Source organism: Lutimaribacter degradans (assembly GCF_023703375.1).
Lineage (GTDB): Bacteria > Pseudomonadota > Alphaproteobacteria > Rhodobacterales > Rhodobacteraceae > Lutimaribacter > Lutimaribacter degradans.
The window spans coordinates 299281-325937 of record NZ_JAMQGO010000002.1 but is presented as its reverse complement, the minus strand read 5'-3'; the positions used below and the strand labels follow the sequence as shown (position 1 = coordinate 325937).

Annotated in this window: 29 protein-coding genes; 21 read left to right on the top strand and 8 right to left on the bottom strand. The window is 60.6% G+C overall.

From position 1 onward, the window contains the following. The first annotated feature begins 15 nt into the window (after positions 1-15). The 7 genes from M8744_RS06075 (at position 16) to M8744_RS06045 (ending at position 7423) form a co-directional block, all read left to right on the top strand. Positions 16-1137 (top strand): class II histone deacetylase, encoded by a 1122-nt coding sequence (locus tag M8744_RS06075; RefSeq protein ID WP_251411008.1) that lies wholly within the window; start codon positions 16-18, stop codon positions 1135-1137. A gap of 109 nt (positions 1138-1246) precedes the next feature. Next, positions 1247-2488 carry an ABC transporter substrate-binding protein gene (locus M8744_RS06070; protein ID WP_251411005.1) on the top strand — a complete coding sequence of 414 codons (1242 nt, stop codon included), beginning with the start codon at positions 1247-1249 and terminating at the stop codon, positions 2486-2488. A 13-nt stretch (positions 2489-2501) separates the two neighbouring features. Further along, positions 2502-3275: an ABC transporter ATP-binding protein gene (locus M8744_RS06065; protein ID WP_251411002.1), complete on the top strand. Its 774-nt coding sequence runs from the start codon at positions 2502-2504 to the stop codon at positions 3273-3275. After that, positions 3262-3963, top strand: coding sequence for an ABC transporter ATP-binding protein (locus M8744_RS06060; protein WP_251410999.1), 702 nt, complete (start codon positions 3262-3264; stop codon positions 3961-3963). The genes M8744_RS06065 and M8744_RS06060 overlap by 14 nt, the downstream gene beginning before the upstream one ends. Further along, positions 3960-4844 (top strand): branched-chain amino acid ABC transporter permease, encoded by an 885-nt coding sequence (locus tag M8744_RS06055; RefSeq protein WP_251410996.1) that lies wholly within the window; start codon positions 3960-3962, stop codon positions 4842-4844. Before M8744_RS06060 ends, M8744_RS06055 begins: the two co-directional genes overlap by 4 nt. A 5-nt stretch (positions 4845-4849) precedes the next feature. After that, a complete protein-coding gene (locus M8744_RS06050) occupies positions 4850-5848 on the top strand; it encodes a branched-chain amino acid ABC transporter permease (protein ID WP_251410994.1) in 999 nt (332 codons plus the stop codon). Between the two features lie 3 nt (positions 5849-5851). Further along, entirely contained in the window at positions 5852-7423 is a 1572-nt protein-coding gene (locus tag M8744_RS06045) for a GMC family oxidoreductase (protein WP_251410991.1), read from the top strand. A 150-nt stretch (positions 7424-7573) separates the two neighbouring features. On the opposite strand, the gene M8744_RS06040 is transcribed toward M8744_RS06045, so the two are convergent. The 3 genes from M8744_RS06040 to M8744_RS06030 form a co-directional block, all read right to left on the bottom strand. Next, positions 7574-7957, bottom strand: coding sequence for a hypothetical protein (locus tag M8744_RS06040; protein WP_251410988.1), 384 nt, complete (start codon positions 7955-7957; stop codon positions 7574-7576). Continuing rightward, the gene (locus tag M8744_RS06035) at positions 7957-8268 is read right to left on the bottom strand and encodes a hypothetical protein (RefSeq protein ID WP_251410986.1); all 312 of its coding nucleotides are present in this window, start codon (positions 8266-8268) and stop codon (positions 7957-7959) included. The genes M8744_RS06040 and M8744_RS06035 overlap by 1 nt, the downstream gene beginning before the upstream one ends. An 88-nt stretch (positions 8269-8356) precedes the next feature. Further along, positions 8357-8776, bottom strand: coding sequence for a cupin domain-containing protein (locus tag M8744_RS06030; RefSeq protein ID WP_251410983.1), 420 nt, complete (start codon positions 8774-8776; stop codon positions 8357-8359). Positions 8777-9248: 472 nt separating this feature from the next. Here M8744_RS06030 and M8744_RS06025 point away from each other — a divergent pair, with 472 nt between their 5' ends. From M8744_RS06025 to M8744_RS06010, 4 genes are all read left to right on the top strand, one after another. After that, positions 9249-11177 (top strand): OmpA family protein, encoded by a 1929-nt coding sequence (locus M8744_RS06025; protein WP_251410980.1) that lies wholly within the window; start codon positions 9249-9251, stop codon positions 11175-11177. A gap of 300 nt (positions 11178-11477) precedes the next feature. Next, the gene (locus tag M8744_RS06020) at positions 11478-12113 is read left to right on the top strand and encodes a YiaD family glycine zipper/OmpA-like lipoprotein (RefSeq protein ID WP_251410977.1); all 636 of its coding nucleotides are present in this window, start codon (positions 11478-11480) and stop codon (positions 12111-12113) included. 176 nt (positions 12114-12289) lie between these two features. Next, positions 12290-12430, top strand: coding sequence for a hypothetical protein (locus tag M8744_RS06015; protein WP_251410974.1), 141 nt, complete (start codon positions 12290-12292; stop codon positions 12428-12430). A gap of 69 nt (positions 12431-12499) precedes the next feature. After that, a complete protein-coding gene (locus M8744_RS06010; protein ID WP_251410971.1) occupies positions 12500-12664 on the top strand; it encodes a DUF3309 family protein in 165 nt (54 codons plus the stop codon). 61 nt (positions 12665-12725) lie between these two features. On the opposite strand, the gene M8744_RS06005 is transcribed toward M8744_RS06010, so the two are convergent. From M8744_RS06005 to M8744_RS05990, 4 genes are read right to left on the bottom strand one after another with little or no spacing between them, the layout of a single operon-like run. After that, entirely contained in the window at positions 12726-13637 is a 912-nt protein-coding gene (locus M8744_RS06005; protein ID WP_251410968.1) for a LysR family transcriptional regulator, read from the bottom strand. 4 nt (positions 13638-13641) lie between these two features. Then, a complete protein-coding gene (locus tag M8744_RS06000) occupies positions 13642-14922 on the bottom strand; it encodes a TRAP transporter large permease (protein WP_251410965.1) in 1281 nt (426 codons plus the stop codon). Beyond that, positions 14919-15413: a TRAP transporter small permease gene (locus M8744_RS05995; RefSeq protein WP_251410962.1), complete on the bottom strand. Its 495-nt coding sequence runs from the start codon at positions 15411-15413 to the stop codon at positions 14919-14921. The genes M8744_RS06000 and M8744_RS05995 overlap by 4 nt, the downstream gene beginning before the upstream one ends. Positions 15414-15431: 18 nt before the next feature. Next, on the bottom strand, positions 15432-16430 hold the full coding sequence (locus tag M8744_RS05990) for a TRAP transporter substrate-binding protein (RefSeq protein WP_251410959.1): 999 nt from the start codon (positions 16428-16430) through the stop codon (positions 15432-15434). A gap of 253 nt (positions 16431-16683) precedes the next feature. On the opposite strand from M8744_RS05990, the gene M8744_RS05985 reads away from it, so the two are divergent. After that, positions 16684-17556, top strand: coding sequence for a polysaccharide deacetylase family protein (locus M8744_RS05985; RefSeq protein WP_251410956.1), 873 nt, complete (start codon positions 16684-16686; stop codon positions 17554-17556). A gap of 65 nt (positions 17557-17621) precedes the next feature. On the opposite strand, the gene M8744_RS17760 is transcribed toward M8744_RS05985, so the two are convergent. Continuing rightward, complete coding sequence (locus tag M8744_RS17760; RefSeq protein ID WP_285813416.1) at positions 17622-18947, bottom strand: M23 family metallopeptidase; 1326 nt, start codon at positions 18945-18947, stop codon at positions 17622-17624. 318 nt (positions 18948-19265) lie between these two features. Here M8744_RS17760 and M8744_RS05975 point away from each other — a divergent pair, with 318 nt between their 5' ends. From M8744_RS05975 to M8744_RS05935, 9 genes are all read left to right on the top strand, one after another. Then, positions 19266-19985, top strand: coding sequence for a polyamine aminopropyltransferase (locus M8744_RS05975; protein WP_251410954.1), 720 nt, complete (start codon positions 19266-19268; stop codon positions 19983-19985). After that, entirely contained in the window at positions 19982-20671 is a 690-nt protein-coding gene (locus M8744_RS05970) for a class I SAM-dependent methyltransferase (RefSeq protein WP_251410951.1), read from the top strand. Before M8744_RS05975 ends, M8744_RS05970 begins: the two co-directional genes overlap by 4 nt. Further along, positions 20668-21291 carry a methyltransferase domain-containing protein gene (locus M8744_RS05965; RefSeq protein ID WP_251410948.1) on the top strand — a complete coding sequence of 208 codons (624 nt, stop codon included), beginning with the start codon at positions 20668-20670 and terminating at the stop codon, positions 21289-21291. Before M8744_RS05970 ends, M8744_RS05965 begins: the two co-directional genes overlap by 4 nt. Positions 21292-21321: 30 nt before the next feature. After that, positions 21322-21564 (top strand): hypothetical protein, encoded by a 243-nt coding sequence (locus tag M8744_RS05960; protein WP_251410945.1) that lies wholly within the window; start codon positions 21322-21324, stop codon positions 21562-21564. Next, positions 21557-22819 carry an MgtC/SapB family protein gene (locus M8744_RS05955; protein WP_251410942.1) on the top strand — a complete coding sequence of 421 codons (1263 nt, stop codon included), beginning with the start codon at positions 21557-21559 and terminating at the stop codon, positions 22817-22819. Before M8744_RS05960 ends, M8744_RS05955 begins: the two co-directional genes overlap by 8 nt. Positions 22820-23021: 202 nt before the next feature. Next, entirely contained in the window at positions 23022-23270 is a 249-nt protein-coding gene (locus M8744_RS05950; RefSeq protein WP_251410939.1) for a hypothetical protein, read from the top strand. A gap of 549 nt (positions 23271-23819) precedes the next feature. Continuing rightward, a complete protein-coding gene (locus M8744_RS05945) occupies positions 23820-24308 on the top strand; it encodes a TRAP transporter small permease (RefSeq protein WP_251410936.1) in 489 nt (162 codons plus the stop codon). Continuing rightward, positions 24305-25606 carry a TRAP transporter large permease gene (locus M8744_RS05940; protein WP_251410933.1) on the top strand — a complete coding sequence of 434 codons (1302 nt, stop codon included), beginning with the start codon at positions 24305-24307 and terminating at the stop codon, positions 25604-25606. The genes M8744_RS05945 and M8744_RS05940 overlap by 4 nt, the downstream gene beginning before the upstream one ends. 20 nt (positions 25607-25626) lie before the next feature. After that, positions 25627-26625, top strand: coding sequence for a TRAP transporter substrate-binding protein (locus M8744_RS05935; RefSeq protein ID WP_251410930.1), 999 nt, complete (start codon positions 25627-25629; stop codon positions 26623-26625). Positions 26626-26657: the final 32 nt, after the last annotated feature.

Here is a 26657-nt window from a genome sequence, read left to right as displayed (position 1 = left end):
AGGAGACCGGGTGACATGCTGCCTACCAAGAAAACTGCGCTCGTCTACTCCGAACTTTTCATGTGGCACGATACCCAGCGTTTCAACATGCTCACCGAACCAGGGCTTTCGGTGCAGCCGGGTAAGCATGTGGAAAACGAGGAAACAAAACGAAGGATGCGCAACCTTATCGCGGTTTCGCAGCTTGAAGATTCACTTGTTCACTTGAAACCCGGCCCGGCCAATCGCGATGCTTTGCTGCGCTTTCACAGCGCGGCCCATGTTGACCGCATCGAGGCACTGTGCCTGACAGGTGGCGGGATCGCTGGCAACAAGACGCCAGTAGGACGGGCAAGCTTTGACATCGCCATGCTGGCCGTCGGGGGCGTGCTGGACGCCATAGATGGCGTGGTTTCGGGCGAATTCGACAACGCCTATGTTTTGTGCCGTCCGCCGGGGCACCATGCGGACCGTGAAACGGCCCACGGCTTTTGCCTGTTCGCCAACGGCGTGCTGGGTGTTCTTCATGCCCAGCAGGTTCATGGCATCCGCAGGATCGCCGTCGTCGATTGGGACGTCCATCACGGAAACGGGGCCGAGACGGCGTTTTATGACAATGCCGACGTGCTTACGGTTTCGCTGCATCAGGATAACCTCTTTCCTACCGATCGCGGGAAGGTGGAGGAAATCGGAAACGATGGTGGAGTAGGGGCGAACCTGAACATACCCTTGCCGCCGGGGTCTGGATCGGGCGCATATCGCGCAGCCTTCGAGGAACTGGTTTTGCCCAAGCTCGAGGCATTCCAGCCCGAGATGATTCTCGTGGCCTCGGGCTTTGACGCGGCAGCGATGGACCCGCTTGGGCACATGATGCTGAGCTCGTCGGATTATCGCTACATGACAAGGCGCTTGATGGATGTCGCGGATCGGCATTCCGGTGGGCGTATCGTCATGACGCACGAAGGCGGCTACTCGGAAGGATACGTGCCCTATTGTGGCCTCGCGGTGATGGAGGCGATGAGTGGGCAGGACAGCGGCCTGCAGGACCCATTTGAAAGCCACATTCTCATGTACGGGGGACAGGCCATCACGGCCCATCAAAAAGACCTGATACAACAGGTCAAAGGTCACCATTCGGACCTCGCGGAACTTGTGTAACGCTATGAAACAGGGAGATTTTGCAATGAAGACCAAGCAATCCAGAAATTCGGTACTTTCGCGTCGCGGATTCCTAAGATCCGCCGCGGCAGGCGGATCCGGCGCGGCGATGCTTGCCGGTATGAATAGCCAGGCCGCGGCACAGTCGTCCGATCCCGTGGTCGTGGGCGCGCCCCTTCCTCTGACGGGTGCGGCTGCAGCCGACGGCATAGAATTTCGTCGTGGGCTCGAGATGGCCGCGGACGAGATCAACGCCATGGGCGGCATTCTTGGCCGGCCCATTCAACTCGCCTTCGGAGATACAGAAAGCCAGGGTGATGACGTGATCAGCAGTGCGGGCCGGCGGCTTGTCGACCGGGAAAATGCTGCGGTACTTATCTCGGGTTACAACTTCGGTTCGAACTCGGCCTTGCCCCAGGTGGCTGCCGACGCGATGATTCCCTACCTTCATGCAGATACGGTGATCGCGCATGAAGCGCTTGTTCAATCCGAGCCCGAGACATTCTGGGGCTCCTGGATGTATGATCCGTCCGAAGCAATGTACGGTATCGGGTATCTCGACTTCCTGCGCAATCTGGAAGAGTCGGGCCAGTTCACCCCGCCCAACCGGAAGATCGCGATCATCACAGGCCCAATCGCCTATTCGATCAACATTGCCGAGGCGATCCGCGATCGGGCGGCCGATTACGGTTACGAGGTCTCCTTATACGAAACGGTGCAGGCACCGATCTCGGAATGGGGGCCCACGCTGGCAAAGATCCGCGCCGACGAACCCGGTATGATCGCCATGACGCACCTGTTCACGCAGGACCAGGCGCAATTCATGCTGCAATTCATGGAAAACCCGACCAACAGCTTGATCTACATGCAATATGGCGCGTCGCTCGCGGCGTTTCGTGAAATCACGGGTGACGCATCCGAGGGGGTGCTCTACGCGACAGTGATCGGTGCGTTGCAGGACGAAATCGGCATGATCTTCGCCGAGGGTTATAAAGAACGCTTTGGCGAAACGGCCTCGCCCAATGCCGGTGGCCAGACCTATTCGGCGCTTTATGCCTACGCGATGGCCGCGTCGCTTGCCGGTGGCGTGGGGGAACCCTATGAAGAAATGCAAAACCGCGCCATCGTGGAGCGGCTGCAGGGCTTGATTTTCCGTAGCCCGATGGGAACGATCCGCTTCAACCCGCAGACGCAGTCGGCCTATTCCTATCCCAGCCAAACCGACGACCCTTCGCTCGGGCTGCCGCATATCTTCAGCCAGATTAAGGATTCCGCCCAGGATGGCGTGATCATCGCACCGTCGCCCTACGACAAGGCGCCGTTCGAGCTGCCGCGCTGGATGAAGGCATAGGCGTGAAATGAGGATGGCTTCTGATTTCATCCTCAGCGCTCGGGGGCTCCGTCGAACGTACGGGGCCCTCCACGCGGTAGATGGCGTTGATCTGGACATCCGCGCCGGTGAGGCCGTTGGTGTGGGTGGGCCGAACGGTGCAGGCAAGACGACACTGTTCGACCTCATTTCCGGCGTCACACCGGCAAGCTCGGGCGAGATAACCTTCGACGGCCGGGTCATCAATGGCATGAACTCGCAGCAGTTGTTCCAACTTGGACTTGCCCGCACATTTCAGGTTGTCGACGGTTTCCCGCGCTTGAGCGTTTTGGAAAACATGCTTGTCGCGCAAGCGTTGGGTGTGGCCACCGCAAGGCGCGGCCTGATATTGCGGCGCCGCGATCGCGAGCGCGCCATGGCATCTCTCGACGGCTATGGACTGGCCGATATCGCCATGCAGCCTGTCGCTGAAATATCTGCTCTGCAGCGAAAGACGCTGATGGTCGCAACCGCCACCGTGGGCAACCCTCGCATGCTGATGCTCGATGAGCCGGTAGGTGGGCTGACGCCGCCTGAAATCGACGAGTTCATACAATTGATCGATCGAGTACGGGCATCAGGCGTGACGATTGTTTTCATCGAGCACGTGATGCGGTTTCTTACCACTGTCGCGGATCGGGCGGTTATCATGGATCAAGGCGGGCTTATCTTCGACGGCGCGCCGGGCGACATGATCCGCGACGAGACCATCCGCAAGCTTTACCTGGGCGAAACACCCGTCACGGAGGACGCACATGAGCCTGCTTGAGGCCAAGGGCCTGTTTGCCGGATACGGGCGTATTCGCGTTCTCTTCGACGTGGATATCACGCTGGAAGCCGGCCACGTCACGGCACTTGTCGGGCCGAACGGGCACGGCAAATCCACTCTCTTGAAAGCGTTGGCAGGACTTGTCCGCGCTCGGAGCGAGACGCTTGAGTTCGCTGGCCGGCCGCTTCCGCGCAGGGCCTCGGACCGCGCGCTTGCCGGTTTGACGCTCGTGCCTCAGGGAGACCGGCTTTTCACCGGAATGAGCGTTCAGGAAAACCTTCTCATGGGCGCCTACAGAAGAAACGAACCCGTGGATGACTTGCTTGCGCATGTCTACGATCTTTTCCCACGGCTCAAGGAGCGGCGCAGCCAGAGTGCCAGCAGCTTGTCCGGAGGCGAGCGGCGCATGGTCGGTCTGGGACGCGGAATAATGGCCGGCGGTGCGCTCATGATGATCGACGAACCATCTTTGGGCCTGTCGCCACTGCTGATCGAACAAGTCTACGAGGCGATCGAGACGATGGCCGGCGAAGGCATGTCGATCTTTGTTGTAGAGGAATCGCCAAAGCGCATCGAGTCGGTGGCTCGCTCGGTCTTGTTGATGGACAGTGGGCGTATTGCCTGGAAAGGCGACATGAGCGGCTTTTGGCAATCCGATGTCGCGCAGCAAGTCTACTTGGGGGCATGACCATGGACGCGGTGTTTCAGATTATCGTCGGCGGATTGACGCTGGGATCGACCTACGCGCTGGCCGCGATAGGCTTGTCGCTGACCTATGGCACGATGGGCATGTTCAACATGGCCCACGGTGTGCTGATGACGATAGGGGCTTACAGTGCCTACGTGGCTGCCTCGATTCTGGGCCTGCCGTTGTTCGTCGGCTTTGCCTTCGCGTTGCTCGTGGGCATGGTAACGGGCGGTCTGCTGCACCTTCTCGTGGTGCGGTACATGCTCGATACACCGCGATTCGAGATCAATGTCATCGTTGTCACGGCCGGCGTCGCCATTCTGCTAGAGGATCTGATCCTCAAGCAGTTCGGGGCCTATCCTTTCCGTCAGCCAGTTCAGTTGGCCGGATCGCTACGTATCGGCGAGGTCACTGTAACGGCGCAGAACTTGGTGACGTTCGCGGTTGCCTTTGTTCTGATTTCCGCCACCGCATGGGTTCTTTTGCGCACGCGCTTCGGACGGGCCATTCGCGCCACCGCCATGGACCGTGAGGCCGCTATGCTGATGGGGGTGAACGCCGATCGCACCTTTCTGCACGTGCTTCTGATCGCAGGGGGCCTGGCCGCGGCGGCGGGCGTGCTGATTTCTGCGCAGACGACACTCAGCCCTGCGATGGGCACCAACCCGCTGCTTCGCGCTTTTGTTATCTGCGTTTTCGCAGGGCTGGGCAGCGTCGGCGGAGCCGGGATAGCTGCCATCCTGCTGGGTCTCTTCGAGGTCGCGATACAGTACACCCTGGGTGTTCAGTATGGCTTCCCGTTCATGTTGGGCCTCGTTGTGGTGGTGATCATCTTTCGTCCGGCGGGCCTGTTCGGGCACACCGTTGTAGAGAGGAAGTGACGATCATGAACACCCTCGGAAAACATTTCGCAATTGCCGCGCTTTTGGTGCTGTCACTTGCGGTCCTGCCGGCGCTCATCACCGAACGTTATCTTTTGGGTGAAGTGGTCGTATTCATGATCTGGGCGGTCGTGGCAATGCACTGGAACGTGTTGACCGGCTATGCAGGCGTATTTTCTCTTGGGCAGATGCTGTTCTTTGCCTGCGGTGCCTACGCGATGGCCATGCTGAGCCATTACTATGATGTCAGCCCATGGGTCGGCATGCCGATTGGCGGGGCGGTCGCGGCTGCGGTGGCCTTTTTCATCGGCTTGGCCTGTCTTCGTCTCAGCACGGCGTATGTTGCGCTGCTGACCTTGGCTGTGGCGTACATGGTCTACACCCTTATCATCACCGAGAGCGGATGCATCAGCAACGAGGGTGGACGGTGCCAACGGTTGTTCGGCGGCACGACGGGGTTTTCCCGGATTGAGGATTTCGGATTCCGGCCGCTGCTGCGCGGCAACTGGATCCTGGGCAACTACTACGTAGTGCTGGGCGCGTTCGCGATCTCGATTTCAGCAGCTCTGGTGATCATACATGGCCGTCTCGGGCTGGCCTTTCGCGCGCTGGACGACAGTACCGCCTATGCTGCGGCGCGCGGCCTCAATCGTGTTCGCTACCGGCTGATCGCTTTCGTTGTCACCGCTTTTTTCACCGGCTTTATCGGTGCGGTACAAGCTATCCACTTCCGCTCGGCAGGGCCCAGCTTGTTCGATTTTTCGACGCTGCTCTTCGTGCTTTCAATGGTGATTGTCGGTGGGCTGCGTACGACCTGGGGGCCCGTTCTGGGGGCCGCGCTAATGATGATGTTGCTGGAAGTGGGCAAGAGTGTCGGAGACATCCGCAATACACTGATCGGGCTGAGCTTGGTGTTGGTTGTGGTCTTGATGCCGGGCGGTCTCATGGGGCTCATCGAGACCTTGTTCGGGCGGCTTTGGACCAGATCTAGAAAGGAAGGCTGAAAAATGTATGACACGATCATTGTCGGAGCGGGATCTGCTGGTTGCGTACTCGCGGCACGGTTGACGGAAGACCCCAACCGGAATGTTCTCCTGGTCGAGGCCGGGGGTGAGCCGCCTATCAACTCCAGGGTGCCGTCAGACTGGGTCACGCTGTTCAACACGGCGGCCGACTGGGGCTATTACACCGTTGCCCAGGAAGGGTGCCTGGGGCGGCGTATTTTCTGGCCCCGCGGCAAGATGATGGGCGGTTCCGGCTCGATGAATGCAATGATCTATATTCGCGGTCTGCCTTCGGATTTCGATGGCTGGGCTGCCAAAGGCTGCGAAGGCTGGGACTGGGAGTCGGTCATGCCCGACTTTGTGGCCTGCGAGCATAACCGCGAGTACGGCAATACCCCCTACCATGGCACAAACGGCCCGCTTCATGTGCAAAACCCAACCTACGTGCATGACCATGAACGCGACTATGTCGAGGCAGGTATCGCCGCAGGATACAAGCGCAATGATGACTTCAACGGGGCGGATCAGGAAGGTTTTGGTTTTTACCAGTTCACCATCCGCGACGGTGAGCGGCATGGCACATATTCGGCTTACTTGAAGCCCATCCAGGATCGGCCGAACCTTAAGATCATACGCGGCGCCACCGTGATGGGTGTGTCCTTCGACGGTACGCGGGCCAACGGCATCCGCTATTTCGCCCAAGGTGACACGCATTTCGCCGAGGGTGAAAAGGTCGTGCTGACTGCCGGCGCAATTGGCACGCCGCAGATTTTGATGCTGTCAGGCGTCGGCCCGGCCGACCACCTGCGGGCGCTTGACCTGGAGGTTGTCCACCATTCTGCCGAGGTTGGTGGCAATCTCAGTGACCATATCAACATTCCGATCTCGTTCTACACCAAGGACGCCGTTGGTGTTGGCGCTTGGGATGCCGAGTTCCTGACGAAAAGCTTGGCCGAGTGGGAAACGACAGGTGATGGGCCGCGTGCGGTTCCGTGGGTTTCGGCCGGAGCGCATATCCGCTCGCGCGAGGGGATAGAACCCGATCTCCAACTTTATGGGGCGGTGAGTCCGCACCGTGATTATGGGCGTTTCATGTCGGTCAAGCCCGGGATGACGCTACACTCGGTTCTCCAGCGGCCCAACAGCAAGGGCCGCATAAAATTGCGTTCCTCGTCCCCTTTCGAGGCGCCGGATATTGATCCCGCCTACTTTTCCTCGGACCCGACCGGTGAGGATCTTGCAACGCTTGTGCGCGCCGTGCGCATCCAGCGCGAGATCGCGAATTCCGAACCTTTGGCTGACCGTCTGGACGGCGAAATGCAGCCCAGCAGCGACTGCCAGACCGAGCAAGAGATCGAAACTTATGTCCGGGGCCACTGCACAACCCTATATCACGCGGCCGGCACCTGCCGGATGGGCACTGACGAGGCTGCAGTCGTGAATTCGTCGACCTTTCAAGTGAACGGGGTGGATGGCCTTTATGTTGCGGATGCCTCACTCTTTCCTGAAATGATTTCAGGAAATACAAACGCGACAACCATCATGATCGCGGAGCGCGCCGCGCGGGTGATCTGAGCCAGCTCCGCCGGAAGCGCGGTTTGCAAGACGCGACATAGGTAGTGATGCGGCAGGAAAAGCCCGTCGCATCACCAAGGGACGCCGCGATGCCTGATCGTGGCGCGGCGTCTCATCGGCGATCACCGAATTGGGGCAAGGTCGGGATCGTCAGCCATTCTTGTCCGCGATGGCACGGGCGAGAACAAACGCTGCGGTGAAGGCTACGAGCGATGCGGCATCGGGTGGGTCACTTGCAGGCACCTCTGCCTGGGCAGCGGGCGGATCTGGCGCGTCACGCTTGGATGGCTGCCGCCGCGCGAAGAGCAGCAAAGCACCCGCAAGAGACAGAAACCCGAGGCCAATCAGGAGGCATGCCGTTTCGGGCCCCAACGCAACGCTGAGAACGAGATACGCCCAAACCGTCAAGAACCCGAGGCCAGCGGCGCCGGCCAGCAAACAGGCCAGACCCAGAATAAGCGGGATCACGGCCTGCCGGGCCTGGTTGCGGGCTACACGGCCAAGGCCTTGCGCCAAGTCACCGACGCTGCTCATCAGCGGCGCGACAGCGTGCCAACCAGAAATCCCGTCGCCACCGCAAGGCCGATTGTCACGAAAGGGTGGGCTGCCACGGACGCCTCCAATTGGTCTTCTGCAGAGCGGCCCTTGCGTTCGGCATAATGCCTGGCCTCGTCGAACCCTTCTGCGATGTCGGTGGCCAGGTTGCTGCCACGCCGTCCGGCTATCCCGCTGACGGTTTCTCCAAGCTTTGTCATTTCCTCGCGCAGCGCGGTCAATTGCTGGCTGATCGCTTCGATGTCGTCGGTGGCCGATGCCGTTTTGGCGGTCTTGCTGTCATGTACCATGTTGGTCTCCATGTATTTCGGGTGATTTCGAATTCGGTATGCGTTGCCGCCATGTTTCGTGGAATGGGGTGGTGTGGGCCATTCTCAACTAGACCTGAACCGCCTTTGCGGCGCGTTCGCTGGCCTTTCCGTCAAACGCCTGGTCTGATGCAACCGCGTCGGCCCCTGTTGCCTGCACAAGCTGATCGCGGTGATGGGGCGGGCCATAAATCGTGTATAGCTTGAGCGTGTCATGGCCGGTGCAGATCACGTTGTGATGCGTGCCCGCCGGAACCACGATGCCATCACCGGCCTTTATCTTGTGGCAGGTGCCGTCGATCACGATACGCCCCTTGCCGGCCTCGACGCGAAAGAACTGATCGGTATTGGCGTGGATTTCGCCTCCGATCTCCTGCCCCGGCGTGATCGACATCACAACCAGCTGCAGCTTTGTGCCAGAGTAGAGAACGTGCCGGAAGTCTGTGTTCTCATCGGTCAGCGTTTCGATATCCGCAACGTAACCTTTCATCTTGGCTCTCCGGTCATGGCGTCACCCAGGCTGGCGACATGGGGCTTTTCTGCCGCAAATCCGGAGTCATCGCACTGATCGGGGTTAGCGTGTTGACGCGTTTCATCGCGCGGCCTGCCTTGCGCGGCAAAACTAACCTGCGTCAGTGCCGCGGGCGCTGACATCGGCTAAGTAAGATGTGTTCACCCAAGCTTTGGCGCCGCGTTTTTCAACTGCGCGACGAGCGCGCGGATGAGCCTGCCCACCGAAGGGCGACGCCTTGAAGCAGAGCGCCGCCGCGCAATAGGCGCGCGCTGCCACGAAAGAAGCCGAGTTCAATACAAGACTTGGCCCGGCGCCCTCTGCCGTACGCTGTTCAGTTGAAGCCCGATCAAATCCACGCGCCGTATCCGGGCCAGTTGTTCGGGCATCGCACTCCATGTCGACCACAGGTGTTCCCTGCGGAATCGCAATTCTTGAAAGGGGTCAAGTAATGACATCCAGATCACTCAAGACAACCACGGCAATTCTTACCGTGCTGTCGCTTATGCAACCGGCTACGGCCATGGCTCAGGTCCGGTCAGACCCCGGCAACGGCAACAATCGTGTAATTTCGAACCCGGGCGAGCGTGGCGATCCTGCCAACATCGGTGACCGTGCGAAAAATGATCGTGCGAAAAATGATCGCGCCAATAATCGTGCCAATGATCGGTCGACTGTCCGCTCGTTCCAAGAAATCTGCGACGAGGCCATGATTTCAGATGCACGCGCTTGCGAAATCTTGCTTCGCGAGCGTCTGCTAGTGGCCGAGGGCAAGGCCGAACTTGCGGCTGACAGGGCCGAAAAAGCCGTTGCCAAAGCCGAGGCTGCTGAAAAGTCAGCCGATGTTGCCAAGCCCACGGAAATGGGGGCAGCCAGGATCGAGGCCACAAGGCTGAAGGGTATGGCGGATGTCGCGACCGCGCGGGCCAGGGTGGCTGCTGAGACCGTTGAAACGCTAACAAGAGAGACCGAGGCCGCAGCCAAGGTTGCCGAGAACGCCGAGATCGATGCTGACGTCAAGACGCAGGCCGACGCTGACGCTGCTGCGCAAGTGGCAGACGACAAGGCGCGCGCCGACGCCAACGCTGCTGCGAAGGCGCAGGTCGACGCTCAGTCCGAGGCCGAGGCAGACGCCGCGGCCGCAGAGAAGGCCGAGGCACTTGTGACCGCCGATCTAAGCCAAGAAGACGCCGCAGACCCAGAAACCGCGCAGCCCCTGGCCACGTCCAACGCGCAAGACTGCCTGGCCCAGGTCTTGAATCCCGACGGAACAATCCGCTGCCTCGATGACCTGACACCAGGCTCCATTGCCGCGGTGGCGGCCGATGCCGACACCGAAACCCAGGGTGAAGTTGTCACCGAGACCGTCACGGAAAGCACGCACCGCTCCAGCAGCGAGGAGTTCAGCGAATGGACCCCGGAAGAGCAGGCGGAACGCGCGGCGTCGGGCGACGCGGATGCCGAGGTTGGCGCAACAGCGCAAACTGACTCGGGGATGAGCGACCTTGAAAAGGCCGGGCTTTTCGTCCTTGGGGCCGTTGCGGTCGGGGCAATCCTGTCCAACGGTCAGAGGGTGGAAACCAACACCGGCGACCGGGTGATCGTGCAAGATGACGACGGCTCGTACCAGGTGTTGAAGGATGACGATGCGTTGCTTCGCCAGCCCGGCTCGGAGGTGCGCACCGAACGGTTCAACGACGGCTCGACCCGCACCACTGTCACACGCGAAGATGGCACAAAGATCGTCACCATTCGCGATTCAACGGGCCGCGCGCTGCGCCGACTAAGCATAGCCCCGGATGGGCGTGAGTATCTGTTGATCGACGACACCCGCAGCTATGAGCCCGTGGTCGTGCGCCAATTGCCGCGCCCCGCCGAGGATGCGTTCGACTATCGTGAAGCGTCCGACGCCGCAACGCTGCGCCAGGCGCTGATTGCCGCCGAAAGGAACGACATCGGACGCAGTTTCAGCCTGCGCCAAGTGCGGGAATATTCCGAAGTCCGCCAACTTGCGCCTGTTATCAATCTACAGGCTGTCACTTTCGCCACGAACTCTGCCGCGCTTCAACCGTCTCAGGCCGAACGGCTTCGGCAGATGGGTTTGTTGATGCGGGAATTGATCGCTGAAGACCCGACCGAACTGTTTCTTGTCGAGGGTCACACAGACGCGGTGGGGGGCGCGGGCTACAACCTGCTTCTGTCCGACCGACGGGCGGAATCGGTTGCGCTTGCCTTTAACGAATATTTCGGCGTTCCAACCCAGAACATGATCGTTCAGGGCTATGGCGAACGTTACCTCAAGATCCCGACGCAACAGGCCGAACGCGTTAATCGACGCGTGGCCGTGCGCCGCATCACGACCTTGTTGCAGCGCAACTGATCCTTACTGACCTGGGGGCGGGCGGTTGTAAGCCTTTTGCTACCGGCCCGCCCTTGGCAATCGCTTTGCAAGACGCCATTCCTTGATGGTTGACCATCAAGGAATGGCGCGCAGGCGGCTTCGGTCATATGCCCGGCCGATTACCCCCTTGGGACCATGTTTGCACAAACGCATTCATCCCTGTCGGCTGATCAAGGTTAGTGCCGCAATCGGCGCTTTCGGCGATAAAGACTCAAGTTCCACATTTTTTCGACTTTGCATCACGGCATCCCAGTAAGGGATGCAAAAAGGACAAGTATCATGAAAATTAAAACCGGATTTCTGACAGTTGCGGCAGTCGTTGCGTTGACTGGCTGCACCTACAACGACGGCGCGCCGAACCGCCCGGTAACGGGCGCTGTTATCGGTGGAGCGACGGGGGCGGCCATCGGCAACGCCATCGGCGACGACACGAAAGCAACCGTGATCGGTGGCGCTATCGGTGCCGCTGTCGGCGGCGCAATCGGCGCGAACATGGCCCGGCAAGAGCGTGAGCTGAACCAGCAACTGGCCGGTAGTGGCGCGACCATTACCAACACCGGCAGCCAGTTGCGGGTTATCCTGCCCGAAGGCGTGACCTTTGCGACAGGGTCTGCGACCGTGGCCGCCGGGTTCCGGCCCTCGCTGCGCGAGGTTGCCCGCTCGTTGAAATCGCATCCAAACTCGACCGTGCGTGTGGTGGGCCACACCGACAATGTCGGGTCCGCGGCCTATAATCAGCAACTCAGCGAAGATCGCGCCCTGGCCGTTGCGCGCATCCTGATACGGGATGGTGTATCGTCAAGCCGGATCACCTATTCCGGGCGAGGCTACTACGAGCCGATCACCTCGAACGCGACCGTTTCCGGCAGGGCGCAAAACCGTCGGGTGGAAGTCGTGATAACCCCGACAAACTGACCCGTCTGACTGGCTATGTTCCGGCGGTCCGTTTCGAAAGGAACGGTCCGCCATTTTTCGGGGCTGGTCCGGAAAGCCGGCTCAGCCCTCGATACGGCATTCATCCGCGGCGGGCCACTCTGGCCGGATAAGCCTGAATTGTTTCCAAACGACTTGAACCCGCGAGGACCATGTAAATGAGCCGAAATTTTCTTCTCGTCCTGATCGCGGTGCTGGCCATTTGCGCCATCGCTGCAGGGTATCTCTATTACCAGGAACGCCAGAGCGGCGTCGACATCCAGATCGGCGAGCACGGTGTGACGATCGACGGTAACTGAACGCAAGCGCGGACGATTGCAGTTTTCACAATCATGGGCGTCACAAGCGCCACTAAAGGAGCAATAACCATGTCAATAGGTATCATCCTGATCGTCATCCTCGTCATCTTCCTTCTGGGCGGATTCAGCGGCCGTTTTGGCGGCTATGGCTACGGCTTCGGTCATGCTGGCGTTGGCGTGCTTGGCACGATACTGATTATCGTGTTGCTCCTGATGCTGCTCGGCCACATCTGACGCAGGGGCGCTATCGGGCAGCGGCGCGGCGCGGCGGCGGCAGGCAAAAACGGGAGCCGCCCTATGCACGCACCTCTTTGAACACGTCCGAAACGACCTTGCGCAACCACTTCTGGCCGGGCTCACGCTCGGTTCTGAGATCCCAGCACAGGTCGAACGAGAAGACCACTTCTCCCAGCGGAAGAGGCGTGGCCCTGAGATTGTTCAGGCGTGGATCCAGGGAAAACAGCCGTTTCGGAGCGATCGCAATCAGATCGGAATTTGCCACGATATCGGGAATCTCGAACCAGCTTGCGACGGTCATCGCCATGTGGCGCTTCAATCCGCGCGCTGCCAGCGAGTCGTCGATAACGGTCGTGCCGGTGGCTGACTGCGACAGCTTTACATGCGGCAGGTCGGCATAAAGCTCGGCCGTCATGGGCTCGGCTGCGCGCGGGTGGTCGCGCCTCATCAGCACAACGATGTCGTCGGCAAGCAGTCGCTGAGAGCGTACCATCTCGGGCTGGAGCCGGCCCGGCGTCAGGCGCACCTGCATGTCCACCCGATCCCAGACGCTTCCAGTTGATATGGAAAAGGGCAGTATGTCGATGGACACGCCCGGCGCCTCGACTTGCAGTCGCTCGGCCAGGCGCGGAAGCAGAAACCCCGACACGTAATCGGCAACCTGCATCGTGAACACGCGGTTGGCTTCTTCCGGCACGAACTGGTGTTGCAGGGAAATAGCCGTCGAAATGAAGCCAAGGCCGCGTTCGATATCGGTATTCAGCTCACGCGCGCGATCAGTCGGGCTGACCCCGTCGGCGGTGCGAAAGAAAAGCTCGTCATTGAGCATGACGCGCAAACGGGCCAGCGCGTGGCTGACCGCCGAGGGCGACAGCCCGATTTCCTCTGCAGCCCCCGCGATGGACCCCTGGTTCATGATGGCGCGAAAGATGACCAGTAGGTTAAGATCGAAATTGCGCAAATTCACCATCTTGTCACCGCACCAGGTTGACGATCGAAAGCGTGACTTGCGGCACGAACGCCACCAGCAGCAAAACGGCGATCATGACTCCGAGCATCGGCATCAGCGGCTTCGCGATCTGCCCGATCCTGAGCCCGCTGATCGCCGCACCCACAAAGATCGTGTAGCCGAACGGGGGTGTCGCCATGCCTATGGTGAAATTGATCGCGACCATGGCGCCGAACTGAACCGGGTCCATGCCGAGTTGCTCGCCGATCGGCACCAGGAACGACGCGAGGATGATCATGGCGGCCAGGTTGTCCATCACGCAGCCGATCACGAGCAAGAGGATATTGACCATCAACACGTACAGCACGGGCGTATCGGCAAAGCCCTCAAGCGACTGTGTCACCTGTCCGGGGATACGCTCGAAGGCCATGACCCAGCCAAACCCGTTGGCCAATGCGATGATGAACATCACGATAGTCATTGTTTTCAAAGATCCGCGCGTGACGGGAACGATGTTTCCGAGCGTCAGTTCCCGGTAGACACCAAAGCCCAGAACCAGCGCAAAGACCGCCGCCACGATTGCGGCCTCGGTCGGGGTGACGATGCCGCCATAGATTCCACCCAGCACCAGGATCGGTCCGCAAAGCGCCCATTTCGCCGCGTTGAAGGCGGCCCAGACCTCGGCGCGCGACGCCTTGGGCTGCGGCGCGATCTTGTTCTTGCGCGCATGGAGCCAGCACAACGTCATAAGACCAATGGCCAGAAGAAGGCCCGGCACGATACCGGCCAGGAACAGTTCGCTGATCGAGGTTTCCGACATGACCCCCCAAACGACCATTGGGATCGAAGGTGGCAACATCGGCCCGATGATGCCGCCGGCCACCGCGAGCGCGGTTGCGAATGCGCGCGAATACCCCCGCTTTTCCATCTCGGGGATCATGATCGCGCCGATGGCCGCTGTCGTTGCGGGCGCCGAACCGGACAGGGCGGCGAAAAATGCCGCGGCCAGCACGGCAACCATGCCCAGGCCGCCGGTACGATGGCGCACCAGCACGTCAGCAAAGGCCACCAATCGGCGTGATATGCCGCCCGCAGTCATCAGATCGCCCGCCAGTATGAAAAAGGGAATGGCCAGCAGGCTAAAGGATTGCGTGCCCGAAACCATTCTCTGGGCAAAGATCATCATGTCGATATCGGCGCTCCAAAGCGCGCCGATCGTGGCCAGCCCTATGGCAAAGGCCAGGGGCACGCGCATCATCAACATGAACGGCAGGCCAAGCGCCAGGATCAGGAGCGTTGTATTCATGTCCGCGCCTCGGCCGGGGGGGCGGGCGCGATAAGCCGCGCCAACCCGTGAAGAATGAAAAGGCCGCCGCAAATCGGAACGCAAAGGTACAGCATTTCGATGGGTAGTTGCAGCGCGGCGGTTTTCTGACCAACCGTCCGCTCGACATAGGCCAGGCCCGAGGTAAGCGTCACCCAGCCGAACAGCATGGCAAGGCCGGCAACCCACCGATCCGCCCATTTTTGCAGCCGTTCGAAACGCGCGGGTATGGATTCGATGGCAACGTGAAAGCCTTCATGCAGGCCGACCGTTGCGTATAGAAGCACAAGCCAGGCAAACAGGATGATCGCCAGTTCTTCGGTCCAGCTTGGGGGGGAGCCGAGGAAATAGCGCATGACCACCTGCGTGACCAACAGCCCCAGCATGATGAAGATCAGCCCAACGCAAAGATTGGCCACAAGCCGCGCAGTCACGCGGCTTGTGGCACAGATCAGGGAAGCGATAGCTTGCATCGAGCCTGCCCCACCTTATCAGTCGGACGAAACGGCCTGAAGGGCCTGGTCCAGCAGGTCGGACCCAATTGTTGGCTCGAACCGCTCATAGACCGGGCCGACCTTGGCACGGAACGCGCCCACATCTTCGATGTCGTTGATTTCCATTCCCTTTTCTTCCAGTGATTTGATCACATCAGCCTCGGCCGCGGCAACAGCCTTGCGCTGCTTGGCAATCGCTGCGTGACCGGCATCCATCACTGCCTGCTGAACATCATCGGGCAGGTTTTCAAGGCTGCGTTCCGACATCAGAAGGTGGATGGCCGAATAGGTATGGCGGGTAAAGCTGAGGTATTTCGTGACATCGGCGTAGTTGTTGGAGTTCACGACGGACGCCGGAATTTCAAGCCCGTCCACGGTGCCTTGCTGCATGGCGGTGAAAACCTCGCCCCAAGCCATTGGCACCGGGCTGCCACCAAGCGACGAGAACATCTCGATGAAGACGGGGTTTTGCATCGTGCGGTATTTCACGCCCTCGACATCCGCAGGTGTGCGCACGGGCTTGCTGTTGTTGATCATGTTGCGAAAACCGCCCTCGGCCGCCCCCAAAGAGATAACGCCGTGTTGACGCAGGTTGGCGGCCAACTGCTGGCCAACCTCGCCGTCAAGCACTTCGTGTGCCTGTTCAGCGCTGCCGAAAAGGAATGGAAGGTCAACCAACTGGTAGCTTGGTTCAAGGTTGGCGACCACGGCATTGGTGATAATGCCCATGTCGATGGTGCCGAATTGCAGCCCTTCAAGGATCTCCTTGTCATCGCCAAGCTGCCTGTTGGGGAAAAGCTGCACCTCGACCCGCCCGGGCAGGGCGGCCTCCAGCTCGTCCTTGAAAGCATGCGCGGTGATTGCATAAGGATCGGATTGGCTGTCAGCGGTCAGCCAGGCAACCTTGAGTTCGATTTCCGCGGCCTGTGCCGCGCTGGTCAGCGCCACGGCGCTTAAAATTGCGCCCAGAGCTCTGCGTGTGAAAGTCATGGTCATCGGATCTCCTCCCTCTGATGATCTTCCTGGCCGGGCCCATCCCCGGTATCGGAAGCCTGAGCGGAGCCTACACGCGCCCAACCCGATGCAAACAGTGCATAAGTCGCACTATAACCTGCATGATATGCATGTATATACCTGCATATCATGCAGTATGGTTTGAAAGGAATGAAGTTTCGTCAGGCCATGCAGGTCCGTAAGGTTCCCCAAAGTCCGAAAAGATGGACCGATCAAAAAAATGGGTGGGAGTCGCATGGCGCAGATCGAATTTGAAAAACGACCCGTGGCCCAAGATCTGTGCTGGCCGGGAAATCGCCGCATCGCCGTTGTGTTCAACCTTGCGTTCGAAACATGGTCACCCGGTGCAACCTCGGGCGTGGGGCCGATGGGAAACGTCTTGGCAGACGGTCTTTTCGACCCCAATGCAGACAGCTACGGGCAGTATAACGCGAACAGGGGCATTGCGCGCCTGCTTGCCATTCTCGAACGCCGGGGTGTCCCCGCCACGCTTATGACCTCGGGCCTTCTGGCAGAAACCTGCGCCGACGATCTTCGCGTCCTTGCCAGGCAGAGCCAAGACATCGTCGGCCACGGTCTTGCGCAAGACATGGTGTTCGCGACTCTCTCCATGGACGAGGCCGAACGCTCTGTCGCGCGCAGCACCGCAGCGATCGAAGCGGCAATCGGACGGCGGCCCACCGGCTGGATCAGCCCGCGCGTGACATCGTCATCGGAACACCAGCGCCTGTTCGCGGCCCACGGGTACGAATGGCATGGCGATGTCCTTGACGGTGATCTGCCCTATGTGCAGCGCTTCGACCAGGGCGAGATCCTGGCCATCCCGATGTCTGTCGAATTCAATGATCTGCCCCACGCAATGCGTTTCGGCCGCACGCCCGGCCAGTTCGTCGATCTGTTCCGCGAGGCATTGGCGGGTATCCAGTCGCAGCCCGAGGAAACGATCATACTCGACGTGTTCGCGCATGGTCATTGCTATGGCCGCCCGGCGGCGGCGTGGGCCATCGACGAGATCGCCAAGCTGTGTTGCGCGGATTCATCGCTGTGGCTTACCACCCGGTCATCGATAGCGGCGCATTGTGCGCAGATAGGGCAAAAGGCCGCGTGACACCACCGGGGTTTCCGACCTTGCCCGGTAACTGGCCTTGGCCAGTTCCTTGCGTCCGCAAGATGCTACCCGTCTGTTGCCAGCAATTGCGCAAGCTGATCACGAGCGGTCTCGATCAAGACCGAGGTATTCCGGTGGTTCGGCTTTCGATCGCTTAACCCCGGCAGGCGCGTATCGGTAAGCGGAGGGACGGCGCGGCCTTTGACGACCACTTCGTAATGAAGATGAGGTGCCGTTGACGTGCCTGTTGATCCGACATTGCCGATATCGTCGCCGGCCGCGACCCGTTGGCCGACTTCCAGGGCTTCGTTCACCGCGCTCAAATGCGCGTAGACGGTTTGGATATCTTGCGCGTGCTCGATCTCGATCATCATGCCGTAGCCGCTGCGACGCCCGATGAATGAAACGCGCCCCGACTGTGTCGCTTGAACCGTGGCCCCGTGCTCGGCAGAGAAATCCACGCCGTGATGCATCCGTACGCTGCCATGGACCGGGTGCTTGCGCAGTCCGAACGGCGAACTGAGGCGCGCCCCGCGGATCGGTTGATCGAACGCCAGCAAAGGTTGACCATCCTTGAAGATGCTGTTGCGCACGGACTCGTCGTCTGGCCATACGATCTCATACCGCGTCTCGCCCATTTCGAGCTCGGCAAAATCTATCATCGGGTCACCGATAACGCGGTCGTCCAGCCGGTTCTCTCGCCAGACGATGCGAAGACGCTCGCCACCTGCAAGTTCGCGCTGCAGATCGAGCGTTCCTGCGAAAATCAGTTCCAGGTCAGTGGCAAAACGGGTCGGGATGCCGGCGCTGTCCAGCGCGGCATATATCGATGTTCCGATCTCGGTTTCGGCGGCTTGGCGCACGGTTTCAAGCTCGGGGGGCAGTACCTTTACCGATGGCGCCGTTCCGAAAGCGGCCTGGATATTGACGCCGTTGTCAATTTCAAGCGTTGCCATGCGCGGCGATCCGTCTTGTTCCAGCTCAAGGTCAAGCCGGTGGCCCGGTTTCAGTTTCCTGAGATCGAACTCGGCCCCGAGCGCGTCGGACACCTGTGCACGGATTGCGGCGCCGAGCCCCGCCTTGGCAAGCAGCATGTCAAGGCTTTCGCCCGGGCTCACGATGCGCGACCATTTGACGGCATCATCATCAGAGGGCCGCAGGCCGGGCTTTTCTGCGGCCTTGAGTTTTCCCTCTGCCGGGGGCGGGGCGGCCGGCTCTTCTTGTTCATGGTCAGGGGCGGTCGATTGCAGCGGCTCTTCGCTGTTTTGCACCTGCGCCGCGGGTGTGCCGCCCGGCTCTTCGGGCGTGTGACTCTCCTGTTCCTGACGAACCGTCAGGACCGCGCCGGCACAGACAACAAGGATCAGTGCCGTCCAATACCTTAATCTCATCGGTTTTTCCTGACTGCCGCCATCTTCTTTTATTGTTTGGGATTAGTCCCCGGGCGAAACCGTGCCCCACCGAAACACGCCAGTGTCAATGTGTCGGACATTAGCGAGAGGGACAATGCCACGCAACCAATCGGAGGTGCGGCCCATGCACCCTTCACGGCGCCTTGATTGGCGGGGCCGCAGAGCGCCCAGGCCGTCAAGGCGTGGCGATCTGGCTTGGTAAACAGGGACCAGATTGAATTTTGCACCGATCTCGCTGACAAAGGGGTATTCAGGGTCCGACAGACCGGATGCCGCACCTTTTGAAACGGGCAGGACATGAGCGCATTCTTTGAAGAACTCGACTATTGCCCAACGCCAATCGGCGCCCTCAGCCTGCGTCGGCGCCGCGATCTGCGCCTTGGCGTGGATGTTTGGGAAATCATGTTGGGGCAGGATTTTCTGATGACCAGCCATTTCACGGCCTCCGAGGTTGCCCTTGGGCGGCTGGGGGTCGCGGCGTGCCAAGGGGAAAATCTTGAAATCGTCGTAGGCGGGCTGGGGCTTGGCTACACGGCAGGGGCGGTTTTATCCGCGTCCCGTGTCACCGACCTTCGCGTGATCGAGTATCTTGCACCGGTCATAGAGTGGCACGAAAACGGTATTCTTCCGATGGGAACACGGCTGATCGACGACCTCCGTTGCCGCATGACCGAAGGCGATTTCTTTGCCATGGCTGCGGGCGATGGGTTCGACCCGGGGAACCCGGGCCGCCGGTTCGATGCGATCCTTGCCGATATCGACCATGCGCCCGATCATCTGCTGGATGAGCGCAGCGACAGTTTCTATCACCCGGAAGGATTGCGCGCGCTCAAGCGTTACCTGAAACCCGGCGGCGTCTTTGGGCTGTGGTCGGACAAGGTCACCGATCAACGCTTTCTCGACCGCCTGCGCGCGGCCTTTCCCGAGGCCTGGGCCGAACCCGTGACCTTTGACAACCCGTTGACCGGCAAGCCGTTCACCCAAACGGTCTACTTGGCAAGGGCAGATAAGGAATGATGCCGGACGGCCCGCAGACCACGCCGGCAAATCCTGTCACGGATAGCGCGTGCCCGGTCTGCACCGCGCCCGCGCCGCATTTCCTGCAAGCCGACGGGTATGACTATTTTCGGTGCCCGACCTGTCAGGCACGTTTCCTTGATCCTGTCAGGCACCCGTCGCGCGATGCCGAGAAAACGACATATCTGCTGCACGAAAATGACCCGGGCGATCCGCGCTATCGCCGGTTCCTGTCAAAGCTGGCTGATCCGCTGATGACGCGGCTTGCGCCCGACTCTCAAGGGCTGGATTACGGGTGCGGCCCGGGCCCGGCACTGGCGCATATGCTGCGCGAGGCAGGGCATGAGGTGGCTCTTTTCGACCCGTTTTTTGCACCCGATCCGGCACCGTTGAACCGGACCTACGATTTTGTCACCTGCACCGAGGTGGCCGAGCATTTTCATCATCCGGCAAGCGAGTTCGACCGGTTGTTCGGGTTGGTTCGCCCCGGTGGATGGCTTGCCATCATGACGTGTTTTCAGACCGACGACGCACGATTTGCAAACTGGTATTACCGCAAGGACCCCACGCATGTCGTGTTCTATCGCGAAGATACGTTTCGGTATCTCGCGGGCCGCAAGGGGTGGCGCTGCGAGGTTCCAATCAAGGATGTGGCATTTATGCAGTGCCCCGAGGCACGGCAATGACCACGTGGATGCATGAGGAACGGCTCAAGGCGGTGGCCGGTGTCGTGCGTGACAGCGGTGCTGCCCGGGTGCTCGACCTTGGCTGTGGTGACGGTGACCTGTTCGTGCGACTCGCGGCCGACCCTTCCTTGACAGAGCTGGTCGGGCTCGACATCTGCCGCGCCTCTCTTGACCGTTTGCGCAACAGGCTGGCCGGCTGCGAAAGCGTGATCCCGCATATTGACCTGCGCGAGGCATCCATGACCGAGGCTGCGCCTGATCTGGCCGGGTTCGACTGCGCAATTCTTGTCGAGACGATCGAACATATCGCCCCCGACCGGCTTTCCAAGCTGGAGCATGCCCTTTTTCACAAGTTGCGGCCGCAAACGGTTGTGATCACGACACCGAACTCGGAATTCAACAGGTTGCTTGGCGTGCCAGCGCACCGGATGCGCCACCCCGATCACCGCTTCGAATGGGACCGCGCGCAATTTCGGCGCTGGTGCACGCGTGCGGCCAAGGCGGCGGGTTACGTTGCACGGGTCAAGGATATCGCGGGCCGTCATCCCGATCTTGGCGGCGCAAGCCAGATGGCCGTCTTTGAAATCATGAAAGTCGATGCGACAACGACGGTTGCATGAAACGAGCAATGGCAGCAAGAAAACTTGAAGATGACGACTGAAAGAGAGTTCGAGACCCGGCGACTGACCGATTTTCCTGGACAGCCCAAGCGCGGTCCAGCACCCGCGTTCTGCGTGAATTTGGCCAAGAACCACCGGTCCAACCGCGTAGGCGAACGGTTTGCGCATGGCCTCTCGCCCAAGCTCGTTCTGGCCGCCATGTATCTTCAAGGTAAGTTGGGGGCTGTGGAGCCAGCTCAATTCCCAAAGATAAAGCGCCTTGCCGATGCCTGAGTTCGAGATATTCCTGCGCTTGGGGTTGGCACTGGCCATTGGCCTGTTGCTGGGTCTTGAGCGCGGGTGGCACGGTCGCACCGAGGACGAGGGCGACCGCATTGCAGGGATCCGCACCTTTGCCTTGACCGGCATGTTGGGTGGGGTCAGCGGTTGGTTGGCCGATCTGATCGCACCATCATTCCCGGCTTTCGCCCTGCTTGCGCTCGGCGGGCTTCTGGCACTCAGCTATTGGCTCAGGCTGCGCGAAGACGATGACCTGGGCCTTACGACGGAAATCGCCCTCATGCTTACCTTTGCGCTGGGCGCGGCCTCGGTCATCGGGGAAATGGCGCCGGTGGCGGCGGTGGCCGTCGTTGCGGCGATACTGTTGTCGATGAAACCCACCCTGCACCATTGGGTCGGGCAGATCGAGCGGTTCGAACTGGAATCGCTGTTCAAACTCGCGTTGATCTCGGTGGTGATCCTGCCGTTGCTGCCAGACCAGGGGTATGGCCCCGGTGAGGTGCTCAACCCGTACGAGCTGTGGTGGGCGGTGGTGATCGTGGCCGCGCTGTCTTTCGTTGGGTACCTTGCGATCCGCATCGCCGGTGCGCGCTTTGGTATCCTTGCAACCGGATTGTTCGGCGGCCTTGCATCATCTACCTCGACGACGCTGGCGCTTGCCCGCCTTGTCCGGGGGGATGGTTCCTTGTCTCAAATCGCGGCGGCCGGGATCGTGATCGCGGGTTCGGTGACATTCCTGCGCATTGTCGCGCTTGTCGCGGTGTTCGAGCCCGCGCTGGTCGCGCCGCTCGTCTGGCCGATGGTCACGATGGCCGCGACCGGGCTTGCCGGTGCCGGGCTGACGCAAGTCTTTGCCGGTGGGGAAAGGGCCTTGCATGACGAAATCCCCGAGATTGGCAACCCTCTTGCCCTGAAAACCGCCTTGGGGTTCGGTGCAGTGCTGGCGGTGGTGTTGATCGCCGTTCACTACCTGCGAGAATGGCTTGGCAGCGAAGGGGTTTTCGCCGCCGCTGCCTTTTCAGGCATCACCGATGTCGATGCGCTGACCATCTCGGTGTCGCGGCTGATTGACCAGGATCTTCCCTTGGTGGACGGGGCCGTCGCCATTTTCATAGCGGCATCTGTCAACACGATCGTGAAAGCCGGTATCTCGTTGTTTGCAGGAAATGGGGGCCTGGGCCTGCGTGTCGGGGTGATTTACCTCGCAACCATCGCGGCCGGCGCCCTGAGCCTATGGCTGGTCGGATAGATATTCCGCCGTGTGGCCGGGGGCGCACAAGGTGGACAATGCAGGGCATCGCCTCTATGTTGATTGGGAAACCAGCTTGACGACCGCGTCGCACAGCGACCGTCGACCAGCATGTTTACCGAAAATTGAATAGTTTTCGCACATGGTCTGCGCCAGCATGGACAGCAGATCGTGTTGGAAAAGAATGAAAGAAGGATAGCAAGTGAGTTTGAAAGTAAAAATTCAAGAGAACACCAAAGAGGTTGTTGGAAAAGGCACGATCGATGGGGTCGTTCCGTTCTATTTCAAGGATCAGGGTCATCGTTGGATGGTTCGGATCGGCCAGAACTGGACGTTCAAGCAACGCGATCTGGTGGCCGGCGCCGGCCCATCGGTGTCGGGTGCGCGCAACAAGATGTACTGGGCCATTGCCCAGTTCCGTAACCAGTCACGCGACCTGGCAGGTACGTGACCATGGCCCGTTACCACGCAAGTATCCTTGCTTGGTAAGGTACGGGCCCCGCGCAGGGGCCTGTCGGCCAAATCACCTGGTCCGATGGCCGCATTGCCATCGTCGGGCGCCCGGTCGCGATTTCGCGACTGATTGCCGTGCTCGCCGCGTTTGATTGATCAGGTCATTCGACTTGGGGTGTGCCGTGCGTGGCGACAAAAACCTCTCGAACAATCGCATATAGGCATTTCGAACACCGTGGCCGCGCGGGCCCCTGTGTTGTTCGTGGAAACGAACTGAAACGCGCCGGTCATCACCGTGTGGCCTCAGTATTTCATCTCATCCGAGACATTTTATCGCCCATGCGCGGGGCTGGCATCTTGGCCAGCCGCTGCTGATCAATTGGCGTGTCCGTCAGGCGGACACATGTTCGGCGTGACGCCATGTTCGGGATGGTTTGGGGTTATCTGCTCGGACACCTTGTGGGAGGAGCAGAGTGGAAATGCGCACGGATTGCTTTCGCGCGGGCCTTTCGGCATGGGGGCGCCCTGACTGCGGGGCGCCGGTGTCATGACGGGGTCGGCCGCGAAAAGGATCATATCGAACGGTTTGCTGGGCCTGGCGGGGTTCTGTTTTCTGTTCGGGGCCGGTGTTACCGTCGTGGATGTCGCGTTGCGCGCGGTTGCCGGTTCGAACGTGCCCGCCGCGATCGAGCTGACCTCGCTTTCCATCGGGTTGGGCGCGCTTTTGTCGATGCCCGTGTGCTATGCCCAGCGGACCCATGTGACAGCGAAACTGCTGTCCGAGCTTTTTCCCCGCTGGTTCGCCTATCCGCTTGGCATCGTCGGCGCGGTGGCGTCGGTCGTGTTTGCCGCGCTTCTTCTTTGGTTGTCCGGCAGCAACGCGCTGTCCAGGCTCGGCTCGCCCGAGACAACGGCGGACCTGGGCCTGTCAAAACCGCTTTTGCTGATGGTCGTGGCGTTCGCGCTTGGGGTCAGCCTTGTTGCGGCCACGGCGGGCCTGTTTTTTGCCATGCGCACTGAAAGGAACAGGGTTTGAGCGGGCTTCTGCTGGGGGGCGTCGGGTTCGCCGCCGCGATCATCATGATTTTCCTCGAGATCCCGGTAGCCGTTGCGCTGGGGCTTGTCGGGATCATCGGTTCAGGGCTGATCATCGGCTTTACGGGGACGGTGGCCATCGGGGCCACGACGGTGTGGGACAGCCTGACCAATTACACGCTGACGATGCTGCCGCTGTTCGTGATGATGGGTAACCTTGCCGCCCATAGCGGGTTGTCGACCAAGCTGTACCAGTCGATGTCGATCTTGATCGGGCATCGGCGCGGCGGCCTGGCGTTGGCCACCATCGGGGCATCCGCGGGGTTCGGGATGATTTCGGGCTCGTCGCTGGCGACAACGGCGACGATGGGGCGCATCGCCTTGCCCGAGATGCGCGAGGCCGGGTATTCCAAGTCGCTTTCCGCCGGGTCGGTGGCGGCGGGCGGGACGCTGGGCATCCTGATCCCGCCTTCGACCGTTCTGGTCATCTATGCCTTCATCGCCGAGCAATCCATCCGTGATCTGTTGCTGGCAACCGCCGGGCCGATCGCTCTGGCCGTGCTGCTTTACTGCCTGGCAATCTGGGTGCCGATCTGGCTGGGCTGGTCGGTCGCGCCGCAGCGTGCGCGCGCCGAAGGCGACGAACGCCGCGATGTCGTGAAAGAGCTTTTGCCGCCCGTCGGTATATTCGCACTGATCATGGGCGGGCTTTATTCGGGCGTTTTCACCGCGAACGAGACCGCGGCCATCGGGGCCGCCGTGGTGCTGGCCTACGGGGTTCTGACCCGCCGGCTGAGCGTCGAGGGTTTCCTGTCTGCCATGATGAATACGGCGATGACCTGCGGGGCGCTGTATCTCGTGCTGATCGCGGCCAATATATTCAACTTCTTCCTGGCCCTGTCCGGCTTGCCGTTCTCGCTTACCGGGATGTTCGCCGGCATTCTCGACACGCCGATGCTGGTGATCTTGCTGATGCTGCTGATCTATCTGGTGCTTGGAACCCTGATGGACAGCCTTGCCATGCTGCTGCTGACGGTGCCGTTGTTCGTGCCCATTGCCCAGGCGGCGGGCATCGACCTCGTGTGGTTCGGCATATTCGCGGTCATGGTGGTCGAAATGGGCCTGATCACCCCGCCCGTGGGCATGAACCTGTTCGTGCTCAAGGCCGTGCAGCCCGACATTCGCATGACAGAACTGTGGAAGGGGGCTGCGCCCTTCGTCATCGCCGATTTCATCCGCGTAGCGATCATCATCGCGATCCCCGCGCTGGTGGTGTGGCTACCCAACGTCGCCATGTAATGAACATCAGGGAGGAAACCATGTTCAATCGACTTCTGACTGCCGCCGCGACGGCACTGATCCTGACGGCCCCCGCGCTTGAAGCGCGCGAAATGCGTGTCTCGTCCTTTGAGCCCGAGCAGGGCTTTTACTCTTCCAAGGTGCTTGCCCCCTGGATCGAGCAAGTAAACGAAAAGCTGTCTGCTGGTAACGCGTTCAAACTTTATCCCGGGTCGATCCTTGGTGCGCCGCCCGCGCAGGCGGAATTGGTCAAGGCCGGCGTCGCCGATGTGGCGCTGGTCGTGCCGACCTACACGCCGGGATTGTTCCCGCTAAGCGGCGTGGTCGAGGTGCCGGGCCTTGTCGAAAGCGGTGCCAAGGGGGCGGATATGCTCAATACGCTGGCCGAAGAGGGCGCGTTGGATGCGGAATACGCCGATTACAAGGTCATTGCCCTGTTCACCACGCCGTCCTACCGCTTCCTTATGGCCGACACGGAGGTGCGCACCCCTGCCGATCTCGACGGTCTGAAGCTGCGCTCTCCATCGAAATTCGGCTCGGAACTGTTTGGCATGGTCGGGGCCTCGGGTGTCGGCATCCCGGCGCCGCAGGTTTACGAGAACCTGGAACGCGGCGTCGTGTCGGGTGCGGTCTGGGTCATGGATGCCTACCGCACGTTCCGCCTCAACGAGGTTGCGCCGAATGTCACCAACACGAATTTCATCGCGCAGCCTATGGCCGTGCTGATGAACAAGACGGCCTATGACAGCCTGCCCGATTCCGACAAGGCGGTGATCGACGAGATGTCGGGCCGTGCGACCGCCGAATGGATCGCCTCGGTCATCGACGAAACCGACGCCGTCAACGAAGCCGCCTTTCGCGAAGAGGGTGAAGTGACCTTCATCGACCTCACCGATGAAGAAAAGTCCGCCTGGAATGCCGCCTTTGCGGGCGCGGCCGATGCCTGGGTGAACGGCCAGGCCGATACCGCTGCTGCGGCCGCGGCGCTGGAGCGCGCCCGCGCGATCGCCGCCGAGTGACCGGCCTTTCCCCGTCCGTCCCATGGACAGGC